Raw genomic sequence first — 21,727 nt, forward strand, 5'->3', positions numbered from 1 at the left:
ACAATCTAACACACGGACGACGTCCGTTTTGTTTTCCACTGGAGAATCCCATGGCGCTTGAACGCTCCGACGTGGAAAAAATCGCTCATCTGGCCTCCCTGGGCCTCAATGATGCCGATCTTCCACACATCACTTCGGCCCTGAACAGCATTCTCGGGCTGGTCGACGAAATGCAGGCGGTCAATACCGACGGTATCGAACCCCTGGCCCACCCACTGGAAGCCAACCAGCGCCTGCGCGCAGACGTTGTGACCGAGTCCAATCACCGCGAGGCCTATCAGTCCATCGCACCAGCGGTCGAAAACGGCCTGTATCTGGTTCCGAAAGTCATCGACTAAAGGGAAAGAGCCTGCAATGCATCAATTGACTCTGGCCGAGATCGCCCGCGGACTCGCCGACAAGAAGTTTTCCTCCGAAGAGCTGACCAAGGTGCTGCTGGCGCGTATCGCCCAGCTCGACCCACAGCTCAACAGTTTCATCAGCCTCACCGAAGACCTGGCGCTCCAGCAGGCGAAAGCCGCTGACGCACGCCGCGCCACAGGTGAGAGCGGCGCCCTGCTCGGCGCGCCGATCGCCCACAAGGACCTGTTCTGCACCCAGGGCATTCGCACCAGTTGCGGCTCGAAGATGCTCGACAACTTCAAGGCACCGTATGACGCCACCGTGGTCGCCAAGCTGGCCGAAGCCGGTGCCGTGACCCTGGGCAAGACCAACATGGACGAATTCGCCATGGGGTCGGCCAACGAGTCGAGCTACTACGGCGCCGTGAAGAACCCGTGGAACCTGGAACACGTACCTGGTGGTTCGTCCGGTGGTTCGGCCGCGGCCGTGGCCGCGCGCCTGTTGCCCGCCGCCACCGCCACCGATACCGGCGGCTCCATTCGCCAACCGGCGGCGTTCACCAACCTCACCGGTTTGAAACCGACGTACGGTCGTGTTTCGCGCTGGGGCATGATCGCCTACGCTTCCAGCCTCGACCAGGGCGGCCCGCTGGCACGCACCGCCGAAGACTGCGCCATCTTGTTGCAAGGCATGGCCGGTTTCGACCCGAAGGACTCCACCAGCATCGACGAGCCCGTGCCGGACTACAGCGCCAGCCTCAATGGCTCGCTGCAAGGCCTGCGCATCGGCGTGCCGAAGGAATACTTCAGCGCCGGCCTGGACCCGCGTATCGCCGAGCTGATCCATAACAGCGTCAAGGAGCTGGAAAAGCTCGGTGCCGTGGTCAAGGAAATCAGCCTGCCGAACATGCAGCACGCGATCCCCGCGTACTACGTGATCGCGCCTGCCGAAGCCTCTTCCAACCTGTCGCGGTTCGACGGCGTGCGCTTTGGCTATCGCTGTGAAGACCCGAAAGACCTGACCGACCTGTACAAGCGTTCGCGCGGTGAAGGTTTCGGTCCGGAAGTGCAGCGCCGGATCATGGTCGGGGCCTATGCCCTGTCGGCCGGTTACTACGACGCCTACTACCTCAAGGCGCAAAAGATCCGCCGCCTGGTCAAGAACGACTTCATGGCTGCCTTCAATGAGGTCGACATCATCCTCGGCCCAACCACGCCGAACCCGGCCTGGAAGCTTGGCGCCAAGAACAGCGACCCGGTCGCTGCCTACCTGGAAGACGTCTACACCATCACCGCCAACCTCGCGGGCCTGCCAGGCCTGTCGATGCCAGCCGGTTTTGTCGATGGCTTGCCGGTCGGCGTGCAACTGCTCGCCCCGTATTTCCAGGAAGGCCGCCTGTTGAACGTCGCCCACCAGTATCAGCTCAACACTGACTGGCACACCCGCACCCCGACAGGCTTCTGAGGAGAATCACATGCAATGGGAAGTCGTGATCGGGCTGGAGATTCATACCCAGCTCGCCACCCAATCGAAGATTTTCTCCGGTAGCGCCACCACGTTCGGTTCCGAACCGAACACCCAGGCCAGCCTGATCGACCTGGGCATGCCCGGCGTCCTGCCAGTGCTGAACCAGGAAGCGGTGCGCATGGCGGTGATGTTCGGCCTGGCGATTGACGCCGAAATCGGCCAGCACAACGTGTTCGCCCGCAAGAACTACTTCTACCCCGACCTGCCCAAGGGCTACCAGATCAGCCAGATGGAATTGCCGATCGTCGGCAAGGGCCACCTGGATATCCCCCTGGAGGACGGCACGGTCAAGCGCGTGGGCATCACCCGTGCGCACCTGGAAGAAGACGCCGGCAAGAGCCTGCACGAAGAATTCATCGGCGCCACCGGCATCGACCTGAACCGTGCCGGCACCCCGCTGCTGGAAATCGTCTCCGAGCCGGACATGCGCAGCGCCAAGGAAGCCGTGGCCTACGTCAAGTCGATCCACGCCCTGGTCCGCTACCTGGGGATCTGCGACGGCAACATGGCCGAAGGCTCCCTGCGTTGCGACTGCAACGTCTCGGTCCGCCCCAAGGGCCAGGTTGAGTACGGTACGCGCTGCGAGATCAAGAACGTCAACTCGTTCCGCTTCATCGAGAAGGCGATCAACACCGAAGTGCGTCGCCAGATCGAACTGATCGAGGACGGCGGCAAGGTGATCCAGCAGACACGCCTGTACGACCCGAACAAAGACGAAACCCGCGCCATGCGCAGCAAAGAGGAAGCCAACGACTACCGTTACTTCCCGGACCCGGACCTGTTGCCGGTGGTCATCGAGGATTCGTTCCTCGATGACATCCGCGTCACCCTGCCGGAATTGCCACCGCAAAAACGCGAGCGCTTCCAGGAGCAATTCGGCCTGTCGGTCTACGATGCCAGCGTCTTGGCATCGAGCCGCGAACAAGCCGATTACTTCGAAAAAGTCGTGAGCATTGCCGGTGACGCCAAGCTGGCGGCCAACTGGGTCATGGTCGAACTGGGCAGCCTGCTGAACAAGCAAGGCCTGGAAATCGACGAAGCCCCAGTCTCGGCCGAGCAGTTGGGCGGCATGCTGCTGCGCATCAAGGACAACACCATCTCCGGCAAGATCGCCAAGACTGTGTTCGAGGCCATGGCCAATGGCGAAGGCAGCGCTGACGAGATCATCGACAAGCGCGGTCTCAAGCAAGTCACCGACACGGGCGCGATCTCGGCCGTTCTCGATGAAATGCTGGCAGCCAACGCCGAACAGGTTGAACAGTACCGCGCGGCTGATGAAGCCAAGCGCGGCAAGATGTTCGGCTTCTTCGTCGGCCAGGCGATGAAGGCTTCCAAGGGCAAAGCCAACCCGCAGCAAGTGAACGAATTGCTCAAAAGCAAGCTCGAAGGCTAACGGAGTGGAGCCAGCGTTGAAAGCTGGCCCCATTCCCCGTGGCGAGGGAGCTTGTTCCCGCTGGTCTGCAAAGCAGGCCCAAATCGGCCAATGCATTCTTTCAGAAGGAATGCATCAGCCGATTTTGCGACCACTACGCGGTCGAGCGGGAGCAAGCTCCCTCGCCACATTCGCTTTTGGGAGCCTTTGAATGAAACGCCTGCTTGGTGCTTGCGCCCTCTTCTCTCTACTGGCCGGTTGCGCCAGTTACGATGTCGATCCCCGCGGTTATGACAAAACCGGAGTCGCCTCCTATTACGGCGCCAAACACCATGGCAAACGCACCGCCAGCGGCGAACCGTTTGACCAGTACGCAATGACCGCCGCCCACCGGCAACTGCCGTTCGGTACCCGGGTCAAGGTCACCAACCTGAAAAACGACAAGACCGTCGTGGTCCGCATCAATGATCGTGGCCCGCACACCCGTGGCCGCTTGATTGACTTGTCACGCGCGGCGGCCGACAAGTTGGGTATGCTGCGCAGCGGCACTGCGCGTGTTCGCGTGCAAGCCTTGAACGACTGACCGGGAGTTGTCACCATTTTCGCACTAACCGACTTGCCACTGCTCAGTGCGCTGCAACTGCTCGGTGGGCTGGTATTGCTGATCGCCGGCGCCGAGTTGCTGGTACGCGCCGCCGTACGCCTGGTCGCACACCTGAAGGTCCGTCCGCTGATCTTCGGCCTGACCATCGTGGCCTTCGGCAGCAGCGCGCCGCAGATGACCGTGAGCCTGCAAGCGACCCTCGCCAACAATGCCGACATCGCCGTCGGCAGCGTGATCGGCAGCAGTATCTTCAACATCCTTGTCACCCTGGGCCTGTCGGCACTGATCATTCCGCTGCGGGTGTCCCGGCAACTGGTGCGCCTGGACATCCCGCTGATGATCGGGGCCAGCCTGCTGGTGTTTGCCCTGGCCTGGGATGAAACGCTGACGCCGCTCGACGGCGCCGTGCTACTGGCCGCACTGGTGCTGTATCTCGCGTTGCTGCTACGCCAGTCGCGGCACAGCGCTCGCCCCCATGGCGCCACGGTACACAGCCATCATCCACGCGCCCCCTGGGTCAGCAGTGCGCTGCTCATGTTGGCGGGCCTGACGTTGCTGATATTCGCCGGCCACCTGTTACTCGATGCGGTGGTTGAGGTCGCCAGCGAACTGGGCCTGTCGGAGCGAATCATCGGCCTGACCATCGTGGCCGTCAGCACTTCGCTGCCGCAACTGGCCACTTCACTGCTCGCCGCCATGCGTGGCCAGCGCGACATCGCCGTGGGCAACGTGATCGGCAGCAACCTGTTCAACCTGCTGGGCGTCCTCGGGTTCACTGCGCTCGTGGCGCCCTCTGCGCTCTCGGTGTCGCCCAACGCCCTGGCCTTCGACCTGCCGGTGCTGCTCGGCGTAACCGCCCTGTGCCTGCCGGTGTTCTATTCCGGCTACCGGATTACCCGCGCCGAGGGCTTGCTGTTCCTGGCCTTGTACCTGGCCTACGGGCTGCACGTGGTGTCGTTTACCACGGGCATGCCACTGGCTGGCAAGCTTGAGCAGCTGATGCTGGTGTTCGTCCTGCCGGTGCTGCTGGCCTTCTTGCTGTTCACATCACTGCGCGCCTGGCGCCGCCAACACAATAAAAAGGAATCGCCATGACCGACACGCCCTCCCCCCGTAAACCGACCGGCATCGAAGTACGTCGCCAGGTCATGGGCGACGCTTTCGTCGACCGCTCCATGGGCAATGCCACCGAACTGACCCAGCCGTTTCAGGAGTTCGTCAATGAACACGCCTGGGGCGCCGTCTGGAACCGCGGCGGCCTTGAACTGAAGACCCGCAGCCTGATCACCCTCGCCGCCCTCACGTCGCTCAAGTGCCCGCAGGAACTCAAAGGCCACGTGCGCGGTGCGCTGAACAACGGTTGCACAGTGGACGAGATCCGCGAAACCCTGATGCACTGCGCGGTGTACGCCGGTGTACCGGCTGCAATGGAAGCGTTTCGCGCGGCGCAGGAAGTGATCGACAGCTATCAGAAGGCGGAGTAAGACACCGGCATTCGTGATGCCCGTAAAGTTGCACTCGCGAGCGTGCTCCTCAACGCTAGATCCACCCGCCCCACTGCAACAAAAAGATCCCGACGTTGGTGGTGACTGCCGCCATCACCGTGGTGATGACGATGATCGCCGCCGCCAGCTCATGATTGCCATTGGCCGCCCGGGCCATGACAAAGCTCGCGGCGGCGGTCGGGCTGCCGAAGTACAGGAACAGGATGCCCAGTTCCACCCCACGAAAACCCCAGAGCCAGGCACCGAGGGTCGCCAGGATCGGCAAGCCGATCATCTTCACCAGGCTCGAACTCAAGGCCATGCCGCCGCTCTTGCGCAATGCCGCCAGCGATAACGTGCCACCGATGCAGATCAACGCCAACGGCAAGGTCATCTGCGCCAGGTAGCCGCCGGACGTCTCCAGCCAACCAGGCAAACCAATCTGGAAATACGCGAAAGGCGCCGCCGCGATCACGCTGATGATCAACGGATTGCGGAGCACGCTTTTGCAGATGCTCCACGGATCGGACTTGATCACCGGGCTGTACACCGCCAGCACGATGGTCGACAGCGTGTTGTAGAGCAGAATCACCAGGCCCGCGAGAATCGCCCCGAGGGAAATCCCGTAGTCGCCATACATGCTCGCCGCCAGCGCCAGGCCAATCACGCCGTTATTGCCGCGAAACGCGCCCTGGGTGTAGATCCCCCGGTCTTCGCGCGGACAACGAAAAATCGCCCACCCCCAGGCAATGGCGAAACACACCAGGGTCGCGATCGAAAAGTAGATCAGCAGTGACGGCTTCAGCGCGGCATGCAGGTCGGCGTGCAAAATCCCGAGAAACAGCAAAGCCGGCATGGTGACGTTGAACACCAGGGACGACGCACTGTGGATAAAGTTGTCGTCGATCCAGTTGATACGCTTGAGCAGCACGCCCAGAAACAGCATGGCAAAGACTGGCGCCGTGATGTTCAGGGTTTCGAGAAAGATTGCCAGCATGCCGGGAGAGCCTTGAGGGACGTCGTTAGGGGGCTAATGATAAGCCAGTCATCGCCCAACCTGAAAAGTAACCGTCACGACGCTTCCTCCGCTCGCGGAAAATCTGATCAAAAAAAATTACTTCCTTGACGTAGGAAATTCCCCAGCTACGCTCGACGACAACTGTATAAATATACAGTAATCGAGAAAGCAACCTACGGCATATCAAGGAGCAAGAAATGTCAGGTCTACACAGTCAATCCCCAGAAAACCTTAAACATGATGGTCGAATCATTGCCGACCTGGATCAGCTGTTCTCCGAACGCGGGATTGCCATAGCCGCCAACGGTGATCACCTCACGCTGGTCAGCGACAGTTCTCACAACCGCAAACACCCAACGCCAGGCATGCTGCCCACCGCCCCCGAAAACCCACGCCAGAACCAGCCGTTACTGCGGTTCGAGGGCGGCGAACATACCGCCATTGGTGACTCCGCGCTGCTGCGCTTCACCCATGGCGCACCCGCCGCTCCCGCCTGGCAAGTGCAGTTGCACCTGCCCAATGGCCTGGCACTGACCTACGGCCAGATCGTTTCATTGGGGGGTGATTTCTACGGGATTCCCGACCAGCCCATCTGCGACGGCACCACCCCGGCCGATCGCCTTCAGCGCTTTATCAATGCCTTCAACTCGCTGGCAGTACTGCCAGCGTCCAAGGCAGAAGCCATGTTGATTCTCGGCGTCATGCAAAAGGAAATCAGTGCCGCCAACCAAGCGATCCGGGACGGCAAACAACCTCACGAAGTCTACGATGCCCTTGGTGATACGTTGTCTGAAGAGTGGAACAAGATCACTGGCGGCGGCAGCTTCGTCTCGGCCTTGTTTCCTCTAGGCCGCTACCTGAAGCTGGCCGCGAACAACACCGACCACTTTGGCGAGTGGGCACTGCTGGCGTACATCGCCGGACACACCGCCGCTCTCCAACAGGCGGTTATCGCACGCACCAGCGGCGACGAAAAACAGCTGGAACTGGCCTACGCAATGAACGCGTTTGCCGATCACTACCTGACCGACCTGTTTTCCGCGGGGCATTTGCGCATCCCGCGCAAGCAATTGGCAGCCGTGGTCACCCCCAGCGACCTGGGGTCGTTGGTTACCCGATTCATGCATGATGAAGACAGCAAATACGGCCTCGACGTGAGCAATGCCAACGGTGATCAGTGGCATATCTACGGCGACAAACGCTATTTCGACTCAGTCGACAGTGCGAACCGCAAACAGGTCAAACTCGCGGTCCAGCGCTCGGTCGACGAAGTCTTCGACACCTTCCAAAGCGGCGTAGTCCCCGCCCCTTCCAGCTACCTGGCTTTGAAACACGTACCAGACCTGAACGCGGTGAAAAAACCGGAGGGCAATTTTTCCGGACTCTTTGTGCTGGACGGCAACCAGGTACTGCGCCGCAGCGACGTCAACAATCTCAATGACACGCAGCGGATCGACAACTGGTGGGGCTGGAGCACTTACCTGCTGCTCAAGGACTACACACCCAACAAGCCGACTGGTTATCTTGAGCCCCCCACTGCCGCCCCGACGCTTCAGGCCGATGGATGGCAGAGCCAGGCACCCAGCGAACCCAACTGGTTGCCGGGCAACGCCGTGCGTTACGCCTTCAGCTACACCAGCGGCTTGAATGAATCCTATATCGGGCCCTGGTCGACTTACACCGAACTGAGCGAATGGTTCCAGCCAACACTGAACGTGCCGGGCAACGGCAGCACTCGCAACATCTTCCGCCAGTTCCGTGGCGGATCACCGGAGCTGATCGACTCAATCAGCGCCCAGGCCACCACCTTCATTGACCGTAACGCGTGATAAGGAAATCACTGATGACTATCAAACTGACACTCGAACTGGCCTCAGGGCAATCCCTCAAAAGTGCACCGCTGGAACTATTGGCCGACGGTGTACCGATTGCTCGGGCAATTGTGGATAACCAGGGGCAAGCAGTATTCGACGCCACCCCCAAAGCCGCGCAACTGTCGGTCAGGGTAGATCGCTCGATCCTCAAAACCTGTTAAGCCCCACCACTCCCGCGCACCGCGTGGGAGCGTTCAAACATCTCTCGTGGTTACCCCCTGGCGGTTGTCGACGACCGCCGGGTCGATCTTTGAACCTTCACCCGCGCTGCGCCTGCGCCTTCTCGTGGGCGTGGCGCAGCCGTTTCAGGAGCAGGGGAATGACGTTCAGGCGGTCACGGTCTGCTCCATCAGATGACCGTTGTCGATCCGCACATGCCGTGGGTGGAAGCGTTTCAGGCTGCTGCGATGGCCGACGCTGACAATGCTCAACCCCGGCAGTTGATCGATCAACGCCTGATAGAGCGACGCCTCGTCTTCTTCATCCATCGCCGAGGTGGCTTCGTCCATGTACAGCCATTGCGGTGCATACAGCAGCGCCCGCGCAAACGCCAGGCGTTGCTGTTCGCCCGGAGACAGCAGGCGCTGCCAGTGGTTGGCTTCGTCGAGACGGCTGACCAGATGGGGCAAGCGGCAGGTTTCCAGCACCTGCACATAGCGGTCATGGGAATAGATGCCGCCGGATTGTGGATAACTCAGGGCGTCACGCAGCGTGCCAATCGGCAGATATGGCTTTTGTGGCAGGAACAGATAGCGCGCGGCCGGCAGGCGAATCGCGCCATGGCCCGCCGGCCAGAGGCCACCCATTGCCCGCAGCAAGGTACTCTTGCCACTGCCGGAGCGACCACTGAGCATCAGTCGGTCGCCCTGCTCCACCGTCATGTCGGCGCTGGTCAGCAAATGACGACCATCAGCCAGGTCCAGGCCCACATGTTGCACCTTCAGATCATCGCCCTGTTGCTGCACATCGATGGCCGGCAGGCGGTCTTCGTTTTCGCTCATGGCCTGGCGAAAACTCAGCAGTCGGTCACAGGTGGCACGCCATGAGGCCAGCTCCGAATACGCGCTGATGAACCAGCTGAAGTTCTCCTGGACGTTGCCGAATGCCGAGTTGATTTGCATCAGCTCGCCCAGTTCGATCTTGCCGGCGAAGTAGCGCGGCGCGGCAACGATGAACGGAAAGATAATCGCGATCTGGCCATAACCGGCCGTGAAGAAAGTCAGGCGCTTGGACACCTTCATGATCTCCCAGAAGTTCTGCCAGACCATGCTGAAGCGGGAGCTCAGGCGCTGATTCTCACTCGGTTCACCGTTGTACAAGGCAATGCTTTCGGCATTCTCGCGGACCCGGACCATGGAGAAACGCAAGTCTGCTTCAAAGCGCTGTTGCTGGTTGTTCAGGCCGATCAGGCGCCGACCGATCAGGTGCGTGATCCAGCTGCCGACCAGTGCGTAAACCAACGCACACCAGAACATGTAGCCGGGGATGGTGTAGCCGAACACCTCGATACTGCCGGACACGCCCCACAAAATGATCGAGAACGACACCAGGCTGACCACGGTGCGAATCAGCCCCAGGCCCAGGCTCAAGGTGTTGCTGGTGAAGTTGTTGAGGTCTTCGGAAATCCGCTGGTCCGGGTTATCGGTGTATCCGCCCTGCTCCAGCTGGTAGTAGTTCTTGTGCCCGAGCCAGCGGGCAAAGTGTTTCTCGGTGAGCCATGCCCGCCAGCGGATGGTCAGCATCTGGGTCAGGTACAACCGATACACCGCCCCCAGGATCGCCACGGCGGCAATCCCGCAGAAATACAGGATCAGGCTCCAGAACGCCGCGTCATCTTTCTTTTGCAGGGCGTTGTAGAAATCCTTGTACCAACTGTTGATCCATACCGAAATCGCTACGCTGAACAGCGACAAGCCGATCACCGCAATCAGCAGCAACCAGGCCTTGCCCTTCTCTTCGCTGCGCCAATAGGGCGTGATCATCTGCCAGACACGGCGGAAAAACTGCCCGCGCACCGCATCGTTGACCGCGGAATATTCAGCGTTCTGAGTCATGGTTAAGGCTCGATAAAGAAAGGAACAGACACGAACCGATCATAGATGATCGGTCCGGATTGTTGCGAGGATTGGCGATAGACGTTCAGCGCCGGGTCAGCGACGAACAGGCCGCTTCTGCAACTTGCGCTGCAGGGTACGCCGGTGCATGCCCAGGGCGCGGGCAGTGGCGGAGATGTTGCCTTCGTGCTCGGTGAGCACGCGCTGGATATGTTCCCACTGCAGGCGGTCGACCGACATCGGGTTTTCCGGCACCAGGCTGTCCAGGTCGGCGTGCTCGGACAGCAAGGCCGCCAGCACATCATCGGCGTCGGCCGGTTTGCACAGGTAGTTGCAGGCACCACGCTTGATCGCTTCGACCGCGGTGGCGATGCTCGAGTAACCGGTCAGGATCACGACGCGCATTTCCGGATCGAGTTCGAGCAGCTTGGGCAACAGCACCAGCCCCGAATCGCCGTCCATTTTCAGGTCCAGGGCCGCGTAGTCCGGCAGGTCCTGCTGAGCGATCACCAGGCCCTCTTCGGCGGAGCCTGCGGTGCTGACGCGAAAGCCGCGGCGGCTCATGGCGCGGGCCATGACGCGGGTGAAGGTAGCGTCGTCGTCTACCAGCAATAGATGCGGCAGGTCTTCGCCTTCGACTTGGATCTCGTCACTCATGTTCGTCTCCTCGTGCGGCACGGGGCAGGCGCAGCTCGGTGAGCGTGCCGCCTTCCTCATGACTATAGAGTTTCACTGAGCCGCCAGCGCGTGTCACGCTGGCCTTGCTCAAAAACAGGCCCAGGCCGAAACCTTTGCCCTTGGTAGTAAAAAATGGCTTGCCGATCTGTTCGGCAATCGCCAGCGGCACACCGGCACCGTGGTCGCGAATACTGATGGTCAGCTCCTCGGCATTCCAGTCCAGTGTCACTTCCAGCCCTTCCGGGCAGGCATCGGCGGCGTTGTTGAGTAAATTGAGCAAGGCCTGGGTCAGGTCCGGCGGTGGCGCCAGGCGCGGCTCCGGGCCCGCCCCCAAACGTTGCAGGCGATAGGTCGCTTCAGGGCGCATCAGGTGCCAGCGGTCGAGGGCTTCGTTGAGCCAGGCGCTGACATCCTGCATTTCCACCGCCAGACGACGATTGGCCTCGGCGGCGCGCACCAGTTGCTGCAAGGTCTGCTTGCACAGCTTCACCTGATCCTGAAGCACGCTCAAGTCTTCGCGCAGCAGCGGATCAGGGTGGTCCTGCTGCATTTCGTTGAGCAGCACGCTCATGGTCGCCAGCGGCGTGCCCAGTTCATGGGCAGCGCCCGCCGCCTGGGTCGCCACGGCCAGCAGTTGCTGGTCGCGCAGGCCTTCTTCACGACGGATCGCGCGCAGTTCTTCCTGGCGGCGCAACTCTTCGGCCATGCGCGCGGCAAAGAAGGTGATCACCGCCGCGGCCAGGGCGAAGCTCAGCCACATGCCATAGATCTGCATCTTTTCCCGGTACATCGGGAAGGTTTCCAGCGGATAAAACTGCGCCAGCAGCATGGTATACAGCGCCAGCGCAATACCCGACAGGATCACCGAGTAGCGCCACGGCAGCGTGACGGCGGCGATGGTCAGTGGCACCAGATAATAGGAAACGAACGGGTTGGTCGAGCCGCCCGAGAAATACAGCAGCGCACTGTGGATAAACAGGTCACAGGCCAGTTGCACGGCGTATTCAAGCTCGGTCACCGGCCATGACGTGCGTAGCCGAACGGCGGTGAACACACACAGCAGCATCGAACAGCCGAGGGTCATCGCCAGCTCGACCCAGGGCAGTGGCAGCAGATCGAACCAGTAGGCAAGCCCCACCGAACCGGCCTGGGCGGCCAGCACCAGGATGCGGATGAATGTCAGTCGCCACAGGTTCTGGCGAGTGGCGGAAAGCAGTTGTACGGGGGCGAGCATGAGCTCTCCTGATGAGCGCTCCAGGCGGATCGCGCCAAGTATAACCAGGCGGGCGGCCTGACAGGCAAAAGTGCGGCAAAGCGCCACAGGACAATGAAGCTCCATTGTGGCGAAGGCGCTTGCTCTTTTGCCACCGGGAACAGTATGCCGTCAGATCTGTATAGAAGTTGTAACTGGGTGAACCCGACAATAAAAGCTAGAGTCTGATGGTTTCACGCAGGTTCGCATTTTGATCCCTGCGCATCACCCAAGGAGCTTTCATGACTACATTGCGCCGCAGTGCCGCCCTTCTCGCCCTCAGCGCCGGCACCCTCGCCAGCCTCCCGGCCCTGGCCGCGGACGAGCTGCATTACAACCAGATCTCCCTGCGCGCCGAAGTCAGCCAGGAAGTGGCTCGTGACCTGATGATCGTGACCCTCTACACCGAATCGCAGAACACCGACCCGGCCAAACTCGCCGCCGAGGTCAGCACCACCCTGAACAAGGCACTGGGCCAGGCCAGGCAGGTCAAGGACATTTCCCTGCGCCAAGGCAGCCGCAACAGCTACCCGATCTACGACGCCAAGGGCCAGAAGATCACCGGCTGGCGTGAACGCGCCGAACTGCGCCTGGAAAGTTCGGACTTTGCGGCACTGTCCAAGCTCACCGGCGAGCTGTTGACCGACCTGAAAATGGGCGGCATGGATTTCGCCATCGCCACGCCGACCCGCAAGGCCAGCGAAGACGCATTGCTCAAGGAAGCCGTGAACGCCTTCAAGGCTCGCGCTCAACTGACCACCGAAGCGCTGGGTGGCAAGGGCTACAAGATCGTCAACCTGAACCTCAACACCAATGGTTATCCACAACCTTACCTGCGCGCGCCAATGATGATGAAAGCCGCCGCGATGGACGCCGCTCCGGTCACCCCGGACGTCGAGGCCGGTACCAGCCAGGTCAGCATGACCGCCGATGGCTCGATCGAAGTGTTGATGCCATAACCCGGCCCATGATCCTTCCCGCGTCCGGGAAGGATCAACCCGGTCAGCCTGTAGAACTGACGCAGTTGAAAAACGCTTCACATCCTCGATGCACGCCCCCGTCACCCCACCGAAACCCGTCTAGGCTGCAGGTCTGGATAAGTAACACCGCGCTCCGGCGAGGTGCGCAAAACCCGCAATCCGCACCAATTCAGGGCGTCATTTGCACCGAAAAAACCCCGCGCAAACGGTCAAATGCGCCAGGACTTACACAAATGCGACATTAAGGTACGTTCGTGCCACTGTTTAAGACTTGTAGCCGCTCCGGATCTTGCATTGGGTACAGGCCCTGCATAAGTATCCGCAGGTCGACTCACGAGGTCGTCCTCTAATTCCAAAAATGACAACAAATCATGAGGCCACCATGCTTAAACACGCGGTCATTCCGTTTTTAGTCGGCGCAAGCCTGTTGGCTAGCGCACCTTTCGCCCAAGCGGCGACTAACCTGGTGTTTTGCTCCGAAGGGAGTCCGGCCGGTTTCGACCCTGGTCAGTACACCACCGGAACCGACTTCGACGCCTCAGCAGAAACCATGTTCAACCGCTTGAGCCAGTTCGAACGTGGTGGCACCGCCGTCATTCCAGGCCTGGCCACCAGCTGGGACGTATCCCCGGATGGCCTGACTTACACCTTCCATCTGCGCGAAGGGGTGAAGTTCCATACCACGCCGTATTTCAAGCCGACTCGTGAATTCAACGCCGACGACGTACTGTTCACTTTCAACCGCATGATCGACAAGGACATGCCGTTCCGCAAAGCCTACCCCACCGAGTTCCCGTACTTCACGGACATGGGGATGGACACCAACATCAAGAACATCGAAAAGATCGACGACCATACCGTCAAGTTCACCCTGGGCACGGTCGACGCCGCGTTCATCCAGAACATGGCCATGAGCTTCGCCTCCATCCAGTCCGCCGAATACGCCGACAAACTGTTGAAGGAAGGCAAGCCGGGCGACATCAACCAGAAGCCGATCGGCACCGGTCCGTTCGTGTTCAAGAGCTACCAGAAAGACTCCAACATCCGTTACACGGGTAACAAGGACTACTGGAAGCCGGAAGACGTGAAGATCGACAACCTGATCTTCGCCATCACCACCGACCCGTCGGTACGTATCCAGAAGCTGAAGAAAAACGAATGTCAGGTCACCCTCTTCCCGCGTCCGGCCGATCTCAAGGCCCTGGGTGAAGACAAAAACCTGAAACTGCCAAGCCAGGCCGGTTTCAACCTGGGCTACATCGCCTATAACGTCATGCCGGTCCTCAAGGGCCGCACCGACGCCAACCCACTGGCCAAGCTCGAAGTACGCCAGGCGCTGGACATGGCGGTGAACAAGCAGCAGATCATCGACTCGGTGTACCAGGGTGCCGGCCAGCTGGCGGTCAACGCCATGCCACCGACCCAGTGGTCCTATGACGACACCATCAAGGATGCCAAGTACGACCCGGAGAAGGCCAAGGAGCTGCTCAAGAAAGCCGACGTCAAGCCAGGCACCGAGATCACCCTGTGGGCCATGCCGGTTCAGCGCCCGTACAACCCGAACGCCAAGCTGATGGCTGAAATGCTGCAGTCGGACTGGGCGAAGATCGGCCTGAAGGTCAACATCGTCAGCTACGAATGGGGCGAGTACATCAAGCGTTCCAAAGGTGGCGAGAACCAGGCCATGATCATTGGCTGGAGCGGCGACAATGGTGACCCGGACAACTGGCTGAACGTACTGTTCGGCTGCGACTCCCTGAGCGGCAACAACTTCTCGAAGTGGTGCGACAAGCCTTACGACGCCATCATCAAGCAAGCCAAGGCCACCACCGACGTCGCCGAACGCACCAAGCTGTACAAGCAGGCGCAACACCTCCTCAAAGATGCAGTCCCGATGACACCTATCGCGCACTCGACGGTGTATCAACCCATGCGCGACTCCGTACAGGACTACAAGATCAGCCCGTTTGGCTTGAACTCCTTCTACGGCGTCAGCGTCAGCAAATAAGGTTTTGCCGTGGCGACGTCGCTGACGTCACCACGGCTCTATCTGCCAAGACAGCGGAAATCGCCTACATCCAAAACCACTGTGGCCCACCACTGCAGGTTTAGGACGCGTTGCCTTTTCCTACCTGTTTTTCAGGCCTTACGCATTTACTGCCAGGTCTTCGACTCCTACCGTCGAAGTCCGGCCGCATTGCACCTGGGCTGGCACCTGCTGAATCCATGGCTTTGGACCAGTGATACCTGCACGCCCCCGGACGGGGCGACGGCTCACTGCTTAACATCTAAAAAAGAGGGAGCGTCATGCGCCATACCTTGGTTTTATCCGCATTACTGGGCACCGGCCTGCTGGCCGCCACATCCATCAGCCACGCGGCCAATAACAGCCTGGTGTTTTGCTCCGAAGGCAGCCCCGCGGGCTTCGACACGGCGCAATACACCACCGCCACCGACAACGACGCCGCCGAGCCGCTCTACAACCGGCTGGCCGAATTTGAAAAGGGTGCCACCACTGTCGTACCTGGCCTGGCTACCCGCTGGGATGTTTCCGAAGATGGCCTCACGTACACCTTCCATCTGCGCGAAGGGGTGAAATTCCACACCACCAAGTACTTCACACCGAGCCGGGATTTCAATGCCGACGACGTGCTGTTCACCTTCAACCGCATGCTCAACCCCGAGCACCCCTTCCGTAAGGCTTACCCGACCGAGTTCCCGTACTTCAACGGGATGAGCCTGAACAAGAACATCGCCAAGGTCGAAAAGACCGGGCCGCTGACCGTGGTCATGACCCTGAACTCGGTCGATGCCGCGTTCATCCAGAACATCGCCATGAGCTTCGCCTCGATCCTCTCCGCCGAATACGCCGACCAGTTGCTCGCCGCCGGCAAGCCCAGCGAGATCAACCAGAAGCCGGTCGGCACCGGTCCGTTCGTGTTCCAGCGTTACCAGAAAGACTCGCAGATCCGCTACGCGGGCAACAAACAGTACTGGGACCCGAGCCGCGTGAAGCTCGACCAGCTGATTTTCGCCATCAACACCGACGCCTCGGTACGCGTGCAGAAGCTCAAGGCTGGCGAATGCCAGATCACCCTGCACCCTCGCCCGGCCGATGTCGAAGCGCTGAAGAAAGACCCCAAGCTGCAACTGATCGAGAAGCCGGGCTTCAACCTCGGCTACATCGCCTACAACGTGCGGCATAAACCCTTCGACCAGCTCGAAGTGCGCCAGGCGCTGGACATGGCGGTGAACAAGCAAGGCATCCTCAACGCCGTGTACCAGGGCGCCGGACAACTGGCCGTCAACGCCATGCCACCGACCCAGTGGTCCTACGACGACACGATCAAGGACGCCGCCTACAACCCGGAAAAAGCCAAGGAGCTGCTCAAGGCCGCCGGGGTCAAGGAAGGCACTGAAATTACCTTGTGGGCCATGCCAGTACAGCGCCCCTACAACCCGAATGCCAAGCTGATGGCTGAAATGCTCCAGGCGGACTGGGCGAAAATCGGCCTGAACGTGAAGATCGTCAGCTACGAATGGGGCGAGTACATCAAGCGCACCAAGAATGGCGAGCACGACATCAGCCTGATCGGCTGGACGGGTGACAACGGGGATCCGGACAACTGGTTGGGCACCCTGTACAGCTGCGATGCGATTGGTGGCAACAACTACTCCATGTGGTGCGACCCGCAATACGACAAGCTGATCAAGCAGGCCAAGATTGTCACCGACCGTGACCAGCGCACAGTGCTCTACAAACAGGCGCAGCAGCTGCTCAAGCAGCAAGTACCGATCACGCCAGTGGCCCACTCGACGGTCAACCAGCCGTTGAGCGCCAAAGTCGAGGGCTTCAAGGTCAGCCCCTTCGGCCGTAACGTTTTCTCGGGCGTCAGCATCGACCAATAACCGATTAGCCAAAACCCTGAGGGCGATTTTCGCCCTCACGCAAAACTGTTGCCTGAATTCGGCGATCCTGCCACAGGCAAACGTTTGCGATGCCTTGAATGAGTTCGAAACCAAATAGCCGGATCACCAAAAAAGACCGGCATTAAAAAAAAGAAAGAAAGGAGCTTCACTGATGAAACTGAGCAACACAGCACTGTTGGCATTGGCCATCAGCAGCATTACGGCCACCGCTTATGCCGAACCGCAGAGCCAGGCATTCAACCCGGTCACCGTGAACACCAACAATGCACAGTCCGAGGCCACCGGTTTCATCGAAGGCCAGAAGATCGACGGCAGTACCCGTAACTGGTACGCCAACGAACAGCTCAAGCGTGGGGGCAAGTTCAAGTACAAAAAAGACGGCCAGTCGGTCGACACTGATCGTCGTATCAACTGGGTGCAGGGCACCATCATCAAGTACAACTCGGGCTTCACCGAGGGCACTGTCGGCTTCAGCACCGAGCTGGCGGCCTACAACGCCGTCGCACTGGAACGCGACCGCGAGAACCTGGCATCCAACAACGGTGGCGCACCGGGTACTCGTCCAGGCGCGGGCAACAACCGTACGCTGACCAAGGAAGGCGGCGACGCCCAGGGCCAGTGGAGCAAGCTGGGCCTGGCCAACGTCAAGGCACGTCTCTCCAACACCACCCTGACCGCCGGCCGCATGAACTTCAGCAGCCCGCAAGTCGACGTCATCGGCAACCGTGCCCTGCCGTCCAGCTTCCAGGGTGTGGCCCTGCACAGCGAAGAACTGAACAACCTGGCCTTCGACGTGGGCACCTTCGACCGCAATTCACCGCGTACCGAAGAAAGCCTGAGCAAATTCCGCTCCGAGTACGGTGACAGCAATGCCGAAGCCGATCACGTCCACACAGCCGGCCTCAGCTACTCGCCACTCGCCAGCCTGACCACCAGCTTCTGGGGCACCCAGGCCGAAGACCTCTGGAACCAGTACTACTTCGGCGCCACCCACGTGCTGGGCAACAGCTCGGTGCTGAGCCTGACCACCGGCCTGAACTACTACAAGACCCAGGATGAAGGCCAGGCCAAGCTCGGCAACATCGACAACGACACCTACTCGCTGTCGTTCGGCCTGACCCACCTGGCCCACACCCTGACCCTGTCCTATCAGGAGATCAACGGTAACGAGTACTTCGACTACCTGCACGAAACCAACGGCATCTACCTGGCCAACTCCCTGCTCTCGGACTTCAACGGCCCGAACGAGAAATCCTTCCAGGTGGCCTACGGTCTGAACATGGCCGAATACGGCGTGCCAGGCCTGAAGTTCAACATCTACCAGGCTCGCGGCTGGGGCATCGACGGCACCCACTACACCGGCACCGCCTACGACGTGAAGAACATGGACGGCGAAAGCCACTATGAATATGGCATCGGTTCGACCTACGCCATCCAAAGCGGCCCTCTGAAAGCCACCACCGTACGGGCGACCTACACTGCGCACCGTGCGAGCGAAAACCAGGGTGATGGCAGCATCAACGAGTTCCGCCTGGTCACCACCATTCCATTCAACATTCTCTAAGCACCCGTCGAACGGCTGACTCAATGACGAGCGGCCGTTCTGCGACTCTGATCCAACTGATTGCAGAGGGGTTATTGATGAACAAGCTTCCTTTACGAGCGGCCATCGCCGCCGCGCTGCTGAGTGTCGCTGTAGGCGCCTCGGCCAAGCCCTTGGTGGTCTGTACCGAAGCCAGCCCGGAAGGCTTCGATATGGTCCAGTACACGACTGCAGTCACAGCCGATGCGGTGGCCGAGACCCTCTTCAACCGCCTGGTGGATTTCAAGCCCGGCACCACCGACATCGAACCGGCACTGGCCGAGAGCTGGGAAATCAGCCCGGACGCCCTGACCTACACCTTCCACCTGCGCAAAGGTGTGAAATTCCACACCACGGATTATTTCAAGCCGACCCGCGACATGAATGCCGACGACGTACTCTGGAGCTTCCAGCGTCAACTGGACCCGAAACACCCGTGGCATGACAAATCGAGCGTGGGCTTCCCGTACTTTGAGAGTATGGGCTTCAAGGATCTGCTCAAGAGCGTCGAGAAAGTCGACGACTACACCGTCAAGTTCACCCTGACCCGCCCGGAAGCCCCTTTCCTGCCGGACGTGGCCATGGCATTCGCCTCGATCTACCCGGCCGAATACGCCGACCAGTTGCTCAAGGCCAACAAGACGGGCGACCTCAACAACAAACCGATCGGCACCGGCCCCTTCGTGTTCCAGCGCTATGCCAAGGATGCCCAGGTTCGCTTCAAGGCCAACACCCAGTACTTCCGCGGTGCGCCGCCCAGCGAAGCGTTGATCCTGGCGATCGCCACCGACAACAACGTGCGCCTGCAAAAGCTCAAGGCCAACGAGTGCCAGATCGCGCTGTATCCCAAGCCCGATGACATTCCCAGTATCAAGAAAGACCCGAACCTGCAAGTCGCCGAGCTCGAGGCCATGACCACCTCGTACACCGCGCTGAACACCACGCGCCCGTACATGAGCGACGTACGCGTACGCCGGGCCATTGAAATCGCGTTCGACAAGCAGGCCTACGTCAGCGCCCTGTTCGGCAAGGGCAACGCCACGGTCGGGGTCAACCCGTACCCACAAACCCTGCTGGGCTTCAACCACGCACTTCAGAACCCGCCACACGACCTGGACAAGGCCCGCGCCCTGCTCAAGGAAGCCGGCGTGCCCGAAGGCACCGTGTTCACCCTGTTCACCCGTAACGGCGGTGGCCCGACCAACCCTAATCCGATGCTCGGTGCACAGATGATGCAGTCGGACCTGGCCAAGGTCGGCATCACGGTCGATATTCGCGTCATGGAGTGGGGCGAAATGCTCAAGCGCGCCAAAAATGGCGAGCACGACATGGTGTCCGCCGGATGGGCAGGCGATAACGGCGACCCGGATAATTTCCTGACGCCTATGCTCAGTTGCGAGGCCGCCAAAAACGGAGAAAACTACGCTCGCTGGTGCAACGCCAAGTTCCAGGCCTTGATCGACCAGGCCCGCGAGAAGACCGACCCGGCCGAACGCGTGGCACTCTACGAACAGGCCCAGGAGATCTTCCACCAGGACCAGCCATGGATCAGCATGGCGCACACTCGAATGTTCACGGCTATGCGCAACAACGTCGAGGGCTATCACATTAGCCCCCTGACCACTAACAACTTCGCTACTACCCGAGTGAAGTAGATAAGAAAACACCCGGCAACGTTGCTCTCGACGCTGCCGGGAACGCCGAACCGGCTGATGAGGTACACCAGAAGATGTTTAGTTTTATTGCCCGCCGATTGGGGTTGTTGATCCCCACGTTCTTCGGCATCACCCTGCTGACATTCGCATTGATTCGCATGATTCCCGGCGACCCCGTGGAAGTGATGATGGGCGAGCGTCGGGTCGATCCCGAAATGCATGCTCAGGCAATGGAACGCCTTGGTCTGAACAAACCGCTGTATGCCCAGTACCTGGACTACATCGGCAAACTGGCCCAGGGAGACCTGGGTGAATCCCTGCGTACCCGTGAAAGTGTATGGAGCGAGTTCACCTCACTGTTCCCCGCGACCCTGGAACTGTCCATGGCCGCGCTGCTGTTCGCCGGCATCCTGGGGCTCCTGGCAGGCGTCATCGCGGCACTCAAGCGAGGATCACTGTTCGACCACGGGGTCATGGGCATTTCCCTGGCCGGGTATTCGATGCCGATCTTCTGGTGGGGCCTGATCCTGATCATGTTCTTCTCGGTTTCCCTGGGCTGGACTCCGGTTTCCGGGCGGATCGACCTGCTTTACGACATTGAGCCACGCACCGGCTTCATGCTCATCGACACCTTGTTGGCCGATGACACCGGGGCGTTCTTCGATGCCCTGCACCACCTGATTCTGCCGGCCATCGTCCTGGGCACCATCCCGCTGGCGGTGATCGCCCGGATGACCCGCTCCTCGATGCTCGAAGTACTGCGTGAAGACTACATCCGTACCGCACGGGCCAAAGGCCTGTCGCCCGCACGCGTGGTGTTCGTGCACGGCCTGCGCAACGCCCTGATCCCGGTACTGACCGTGGTCGGCCTGCAAGTCGGCACATTGTTGGCCGGTGCGGTCCTGACCGAAACCATCTTCTCCTGGCCCGGCATCGGCAAATGGCTGATCGAAGCCATCGGCGCCCGGGACTACCCGGTGGTGCAAAACGGCATTCTGCTGATCGCCTGCCTGGTGATTCTGGTCAACTTTGTAGTGGATATTCTTTATGGCTTCGCAAACCCACGCATCCGTCACCAGCGCTGAGACCCTACGAATGAGTACTCCAACATCCTCCGTAGCAGTCGACACAAGCCTGCTCTATCCGTCCCCGTACAAAGAGTTCTGGCAAGCCTTCTCCAAGAACAAGGGCGCCGTTGCCGGCCTGATGTTCATGCTGCTGGTGATCTTCTGCGCGCTCTTCGCCCCTTGGGTTGCCCCTCATAACCCGAGCGAGCAATACCGCGACTTCCTGCTGACCCCACCGGCCTGGCTGGAAGGCGGGCAAATGCAGTTCCTGCTCGGTACCGACGAGCTGGGTCGCGACCTGTTGTCGC

At 60.3% G+C, this 21,727-nt stretch carries 18 protein-coding genes and 1 pseudogene; 15 read left to right on the top strand and 4 right to left on the bottom strand.

The window, feature by feature from the left end:
- Positions 1–50 precede the first annotated feature (50 nt).
- From gatC to CKW25_RS04000, 6 genes are all read left to right on the top strand, one after another.
- On the top strand, positions 51–338 hold the full coding sequence (gene gatC / locus CKW25_RS03975; protein ID WP_095077896.1) for an Asp-tRNA(Asn)/Glu-tRNA(Gln) amidotransferase subunit GatC: 288 nt from the start codon (positions 51–53) through the stop codon (positions 336–338).
- 16 nt (positions 339–354) lie between these two features.
- Positions 355–1,806: an Asp-tRNA(Asn)/Glu-tRNA(Gln) amidotransferase subunit GatA gene (gatA, locus tag CKW25_RS03980; RefSeq protein WP_095077897.1), complete on the top strand. Its 1,452-nt coding sequence runs from the start codon at positions 355–357 to the stop codon at positions 1,804–1,806.
- A 10-nt stretch (positions 1,807–1,816) separates the two neighbouring features.
- Positions 1,817–3,262 (top strand): Asp-tRNA(Asn)/Glu-tRNA(Gln) amidotransferase subunit GatB, encoded by a 1,446-nt coding sequence (gene gatB, locus CKW25_RS03985; protein WP_095077898.1) that lies wholly within the window; start codon positions 1,817–1,819, stop codon positions 3,260–3,262.
- Positions 3,263–3,452: 190 nt separating this feature from the next.
- On the top strand, positions 3,453–3,824 hold the full coding sequence (locus CKW25_RS03990) for a septal ring lytic transglycosylase RlpA family protein (RefSeq protein ID WP_095077899.1): 372 nt from the start codon (positions 3,453–3,455) through the stop codon (positions 3,822–3,824).
- Positions 3,825–3,863: 39 nt separating this feature from the next.
- Positions 3,864–4,940 (top strand): calcium/sodium antiporter, encoded by a 1,077-nt coding sequence (locus CKW25_RS03995; protein ID WP_256577925.1) that lies wholly within the window; start codon positions 3,864–3,866, stop codon positions 4,938–4,940.
- On the top strand, positions 4,937–5,329 hold the full coding sequence (locus tag CKW25_RS04000; RefSeq protein ID WP_095077900.1) for a carboxymuconolactone decarboxylase family protein: 393 nt from the start codon (positions 4,937–4,939) through the stop codon (positions 5,327–5,329). Before CKW25_RS03995 ends, CKW25_RS04000 begins: the two co-directional genes overlap by 4 nt.
- Positions 5,330–5,384: 55 nt before the next feature.
- Here the strand turns inward: CKW25_RS04000 and CKW25_RS04005 are convergent, their stop codons facing one another.
- Positions 5,385–6,326 carry an AEC family transporter gene (locus tag CKW25_RS04005; RefSeq protein ID WP_095077901.1) on the bottom strand — a complete coding sequence of 314 codons (942 nt, stop codon included), beginning with the start codon at positions 6,324–6,326 and terminating at the stop codon, positions 5,385–5,387.
- 218 nt (positions 6,327–6,544) lie between these two features.
- Here CKW25_RS04005 and CKW25_RS04010 point away from each other — a divergent pair, with 218 nt between their 5' ends.
- Together CKW25_RS04010 and CKW25_RS04015 are read left to right on the top strand one after the other, a co-directional pair.
- Positions 6,545–8,176 (top strand): phospholipase, encoded by a 1,632-nt coding sequence (locus CKW25_RS04010; RefSeq protein WP_095077902.1) that lies wholly within the window; start codon positions 6,545–6,547, stop codon positions 8,174–8,176.
- A 14-nt stretch (positions 8,177–8,190) separates the two neighbouring features.
- On the top strand, positions 8,191–8,382 hold the full coding sequence (locus CKW25_RS04015) for a hypothetical protein (RefSeq protein ID WP_095077903.1): 192 nt from the start codon (positions 8,191–8,193) through the stop codon (positions 8,380–8,382).
- 165 nt (positions 8,383–8,547) lie between these two features.
- Here the strand turns inward: CKW25_RS04015 and CKW25_RS04020 are convergent, their stop codons facing one another.
- The 3 genes from CKW25_RS04020 to CKW25_RS04030 form a co-directional block, all read right to left on the bottom strand.
- Positions 8,548–10,275 carry an ABC transporter ATP-binding protein/permease gene (locus tag CKW25_RS04020; protein WP_095077904.1) on the bottom strand — a complete coding sequence of 576 codons (1,728 nt, stop codon included), beginning with the start codon at positions 10,273–10,275 and terminating at the stop codon, positions 8,548–8,550.
- Positions 10,276–10,371: 96 nt separating this feature from the next.
- Positions 10,372–10,932 carry a response regulator transcription factor gene (locus CKW25_RS04025; protein ID WP_095077905.1) on the bottom strand — a complete coding sequence of 187 codons (561 nt, stop codon included), beginning with the start codon at positions 10,930–10,932 and terminating at the stop codon, positions 10,372–10,374.
- Positions 10,925–12,187, bottom strand: a complete 1,263-nt coding sequence (locus tag CKW25_RS04030; RefSeq protein ID WP_095077906.1) for an ATP-binding protein — start codon at positions 12,185–12,187, stop codon at positions 10,925–10,927. Before CKW25_RS04030 ends, CKW25_RS04025 begins: the two co-directional genes overlap by 8 nt.
- 260 nt (positions 12,188–12,447) lie before the next feature.
- Between CKW25_RS04030 and CKW25_RS04035 the strand changes: the two genes are divergently transcribed.
- The 7 genes and pseudogenes from CKW25_RS04035 to CKW25_RS04065 form a co-directional block, all read left to right on the top strand.
- Positions 12,448–13,164, top strand: a complete 717-nt coding sequence (locus CKW25_RS04035) for an SIMPL domain-containing protein (RefSeq protein WP_095077907.1) — start codon at positions 12,448–12,450, stop codon at positions 13,162–13,164.
- Positions 13,165–13,567: 403 nt separating this feature from the next.
- Positions 13,568–15,193, top strand: a complete 1,626-nt coding sequence (locus CKW25_RS04040; protein WP_095077908.1) for an ABC transporter substrate-binding protein — start codon at positions 13,568–13,570, stop codon at positions 15,191–15,193.
- Positions 15,194–15,492: 299 nt separating this feature from the next.
- Positions 15,493–17,094: an ABC transporter substrate-binding protein gene (locus CKW25_RS04045; RefSeq protein ID WP_095077909.1), complete on the top strand. Its 1,602-nt coding sequence runs from the start codon at positions 15,493–15,495 to the stop codon at positions 17,092–17,094.
- 172 nt (positions 17,095–17,266) lie between these two features.
- Positions 17,267–18,679, top strand: coding sequence for an OprD family porin (locus tag CKW25_RS04050; protein ID WP_095077910.1), 1,413 nt, complete (start codon positions 17,267–17,269; stop codon positions 18,677–18,679).
- 77 nt (positions 18,680–18,756) lie between these two features.
- A complete protein-coding gene (locus tag CKW25_RS04055) occupies positions 18,757–20,352 on the top strand; it encodes an ABC transporter substrate-binding protein (protein WP_095077911.1) in 1,596 nt (531 codons plus the stop codon).
- Between the two features lie 74 nt (positions 20,353–20,426).
- Positions 20,427–21,437 (top strand): ABC transporter permease subunit, encoded by a 1,011-nt coding sequence (locus tag CKW25_RS04060; RefSeq protein WP_095077912.1) that lies wholly within the window; start codon positions 20,427–20,429, stop codon positions 21,435–21,437.
- A gap of 10 nt (positions 21,438–21,447) precedes the next feature.
- Positions 21,448–21,727 (top strand): annotated as a pseudogene (locus CKW25_RS04065) (dipeptide ABC transporter permease DppC); the annotation flags it as partial.

The sequence above is a fragment of the Pseudomonas sp. Irchel s3h17 genome (assembly GCF_900187505.1).
GTDB lineage: Bacteria > Pseudomonadota > Gammaproteobacteria > Pseudomonadales > Pseudomonadaceae > Aquipseudomonas.

Bases quoted from the DNA above. Each gene is read 5' to 3' on its own strand.
- gatC (WP_095077896.1), top strand. From the start codon at position 51: ATGGCGCTTGAACGCTCCGACGTGGAAAAAATCGCTCATCTGGCCTCC.
- gatA (WP_095077897.1), top strand. From the start codon at position 355: ATGCATCAATTGACTCTGGCCGAGATCGCCCGCGGACTCGCCGACAAG.
- gatB (WP_095077898.1), top strand. From the start codon at position 1,817: ATGCAATGGGAAGTCGTGATCGGGCTGGAGATTCATACCCAGCTCGCC.
- CKW25_RS03990 (WP_095077899.1), top strand. From the start codon at position 3,453: ATGAAACGCCTGCTTGGTGCTTGCGCCCTCTTCTCTCTACTGGCCGGT.
- CKW25_RS04000 (WP_095077900.1), top strand. From the start codon at position 4,937: ATGACCGACACGCCCTCCCCCCGTAAACCGACCGGCATCGAAGTACGT.
- CKW25_RS04005 (WP_095077901.1), bottom strand. From the start codon at position 6,326: ATGCTGGCAATCTTTCTCGAAACCCTGAACATCACGGCGCCAGTCTTT.
- CKW25_RS04010 (WP_095077902.1), top strand. From the start codon at position 6,545: ATGTCAGGTCTACACAGTCAATCCCCAGAAAACCTTAAACATGATGGT.
- CKW25_RS04015 (WP_095077903.1), top strand. From the start codon at position 8,191: ATGACTATCAAACTGACACTCGAACTGGCCTCAGGGCAATCCCTCAAA.
- CKW25_RS04020 (WP_095077904.1), bottom strand. From the start codon at position 10,275: ATGACTCAGAACGCTGAATATTCCGCGGTCAACGATGCGGTGCGCGGG.
- CKW25_RS04025 (WP_095077905.1), bottom strand. From the start codon at position 10,932: ATGAGTGACGAGATCCAAGTCGAAGGCGAAGACCTGCCGCATCTATTG.
- CKW25_RS04030 (WP_095077906.1), bottom strand. From the start codon at position 12,187: ATGCTCGCCCCCGTACAACTGCTTTCCGCCACTCGCCAGAACCTGTGG.
- CKW25_RS04035 (WP_095077907.1), top strand. From the start codon at position 12,448: ATGACTACATTGCGCCGCAGTGCCGCCCTTCTCGCCCTCAGCGCCGGC.
- CKW25_RS04040 (WP_095077908.1), top strand. From the start codon at position 13,568: ATGCTTAAACACGCGGTCATTCCGTTTTTAGTCGGCGCAAGCCTGTTG.
- CKW25_RS04045 (WP_095077909.1), top strand. From the start codon at position 15,493: ATGCGCCATACCTTGGTTTTATCCGCATTACTGGGCACCGGCCTGCTG.
- CKW25_RS04050 (WP_095077910.1), top strand. From the start codon at position 17,267: ATGAAACTGAGCAACACAGCACTGTTGGCATTGGCCATCAGCAGCATT.
- CKW25_RS04055 (WP_095077911.1), top strand. From the start codon at position 18,757: ATGAACAAGCTTCCTTTACGAGCGGCCATCGCCGCCGCGCTGCTGAGT.
- CKW25_RS04060 (WP_095077912.1), top strand. From the start codon at position 20,427: ATGTTTAGTTTTATTGCCCGCCGATTGGGGTTGTTGATCCCCACGTTC.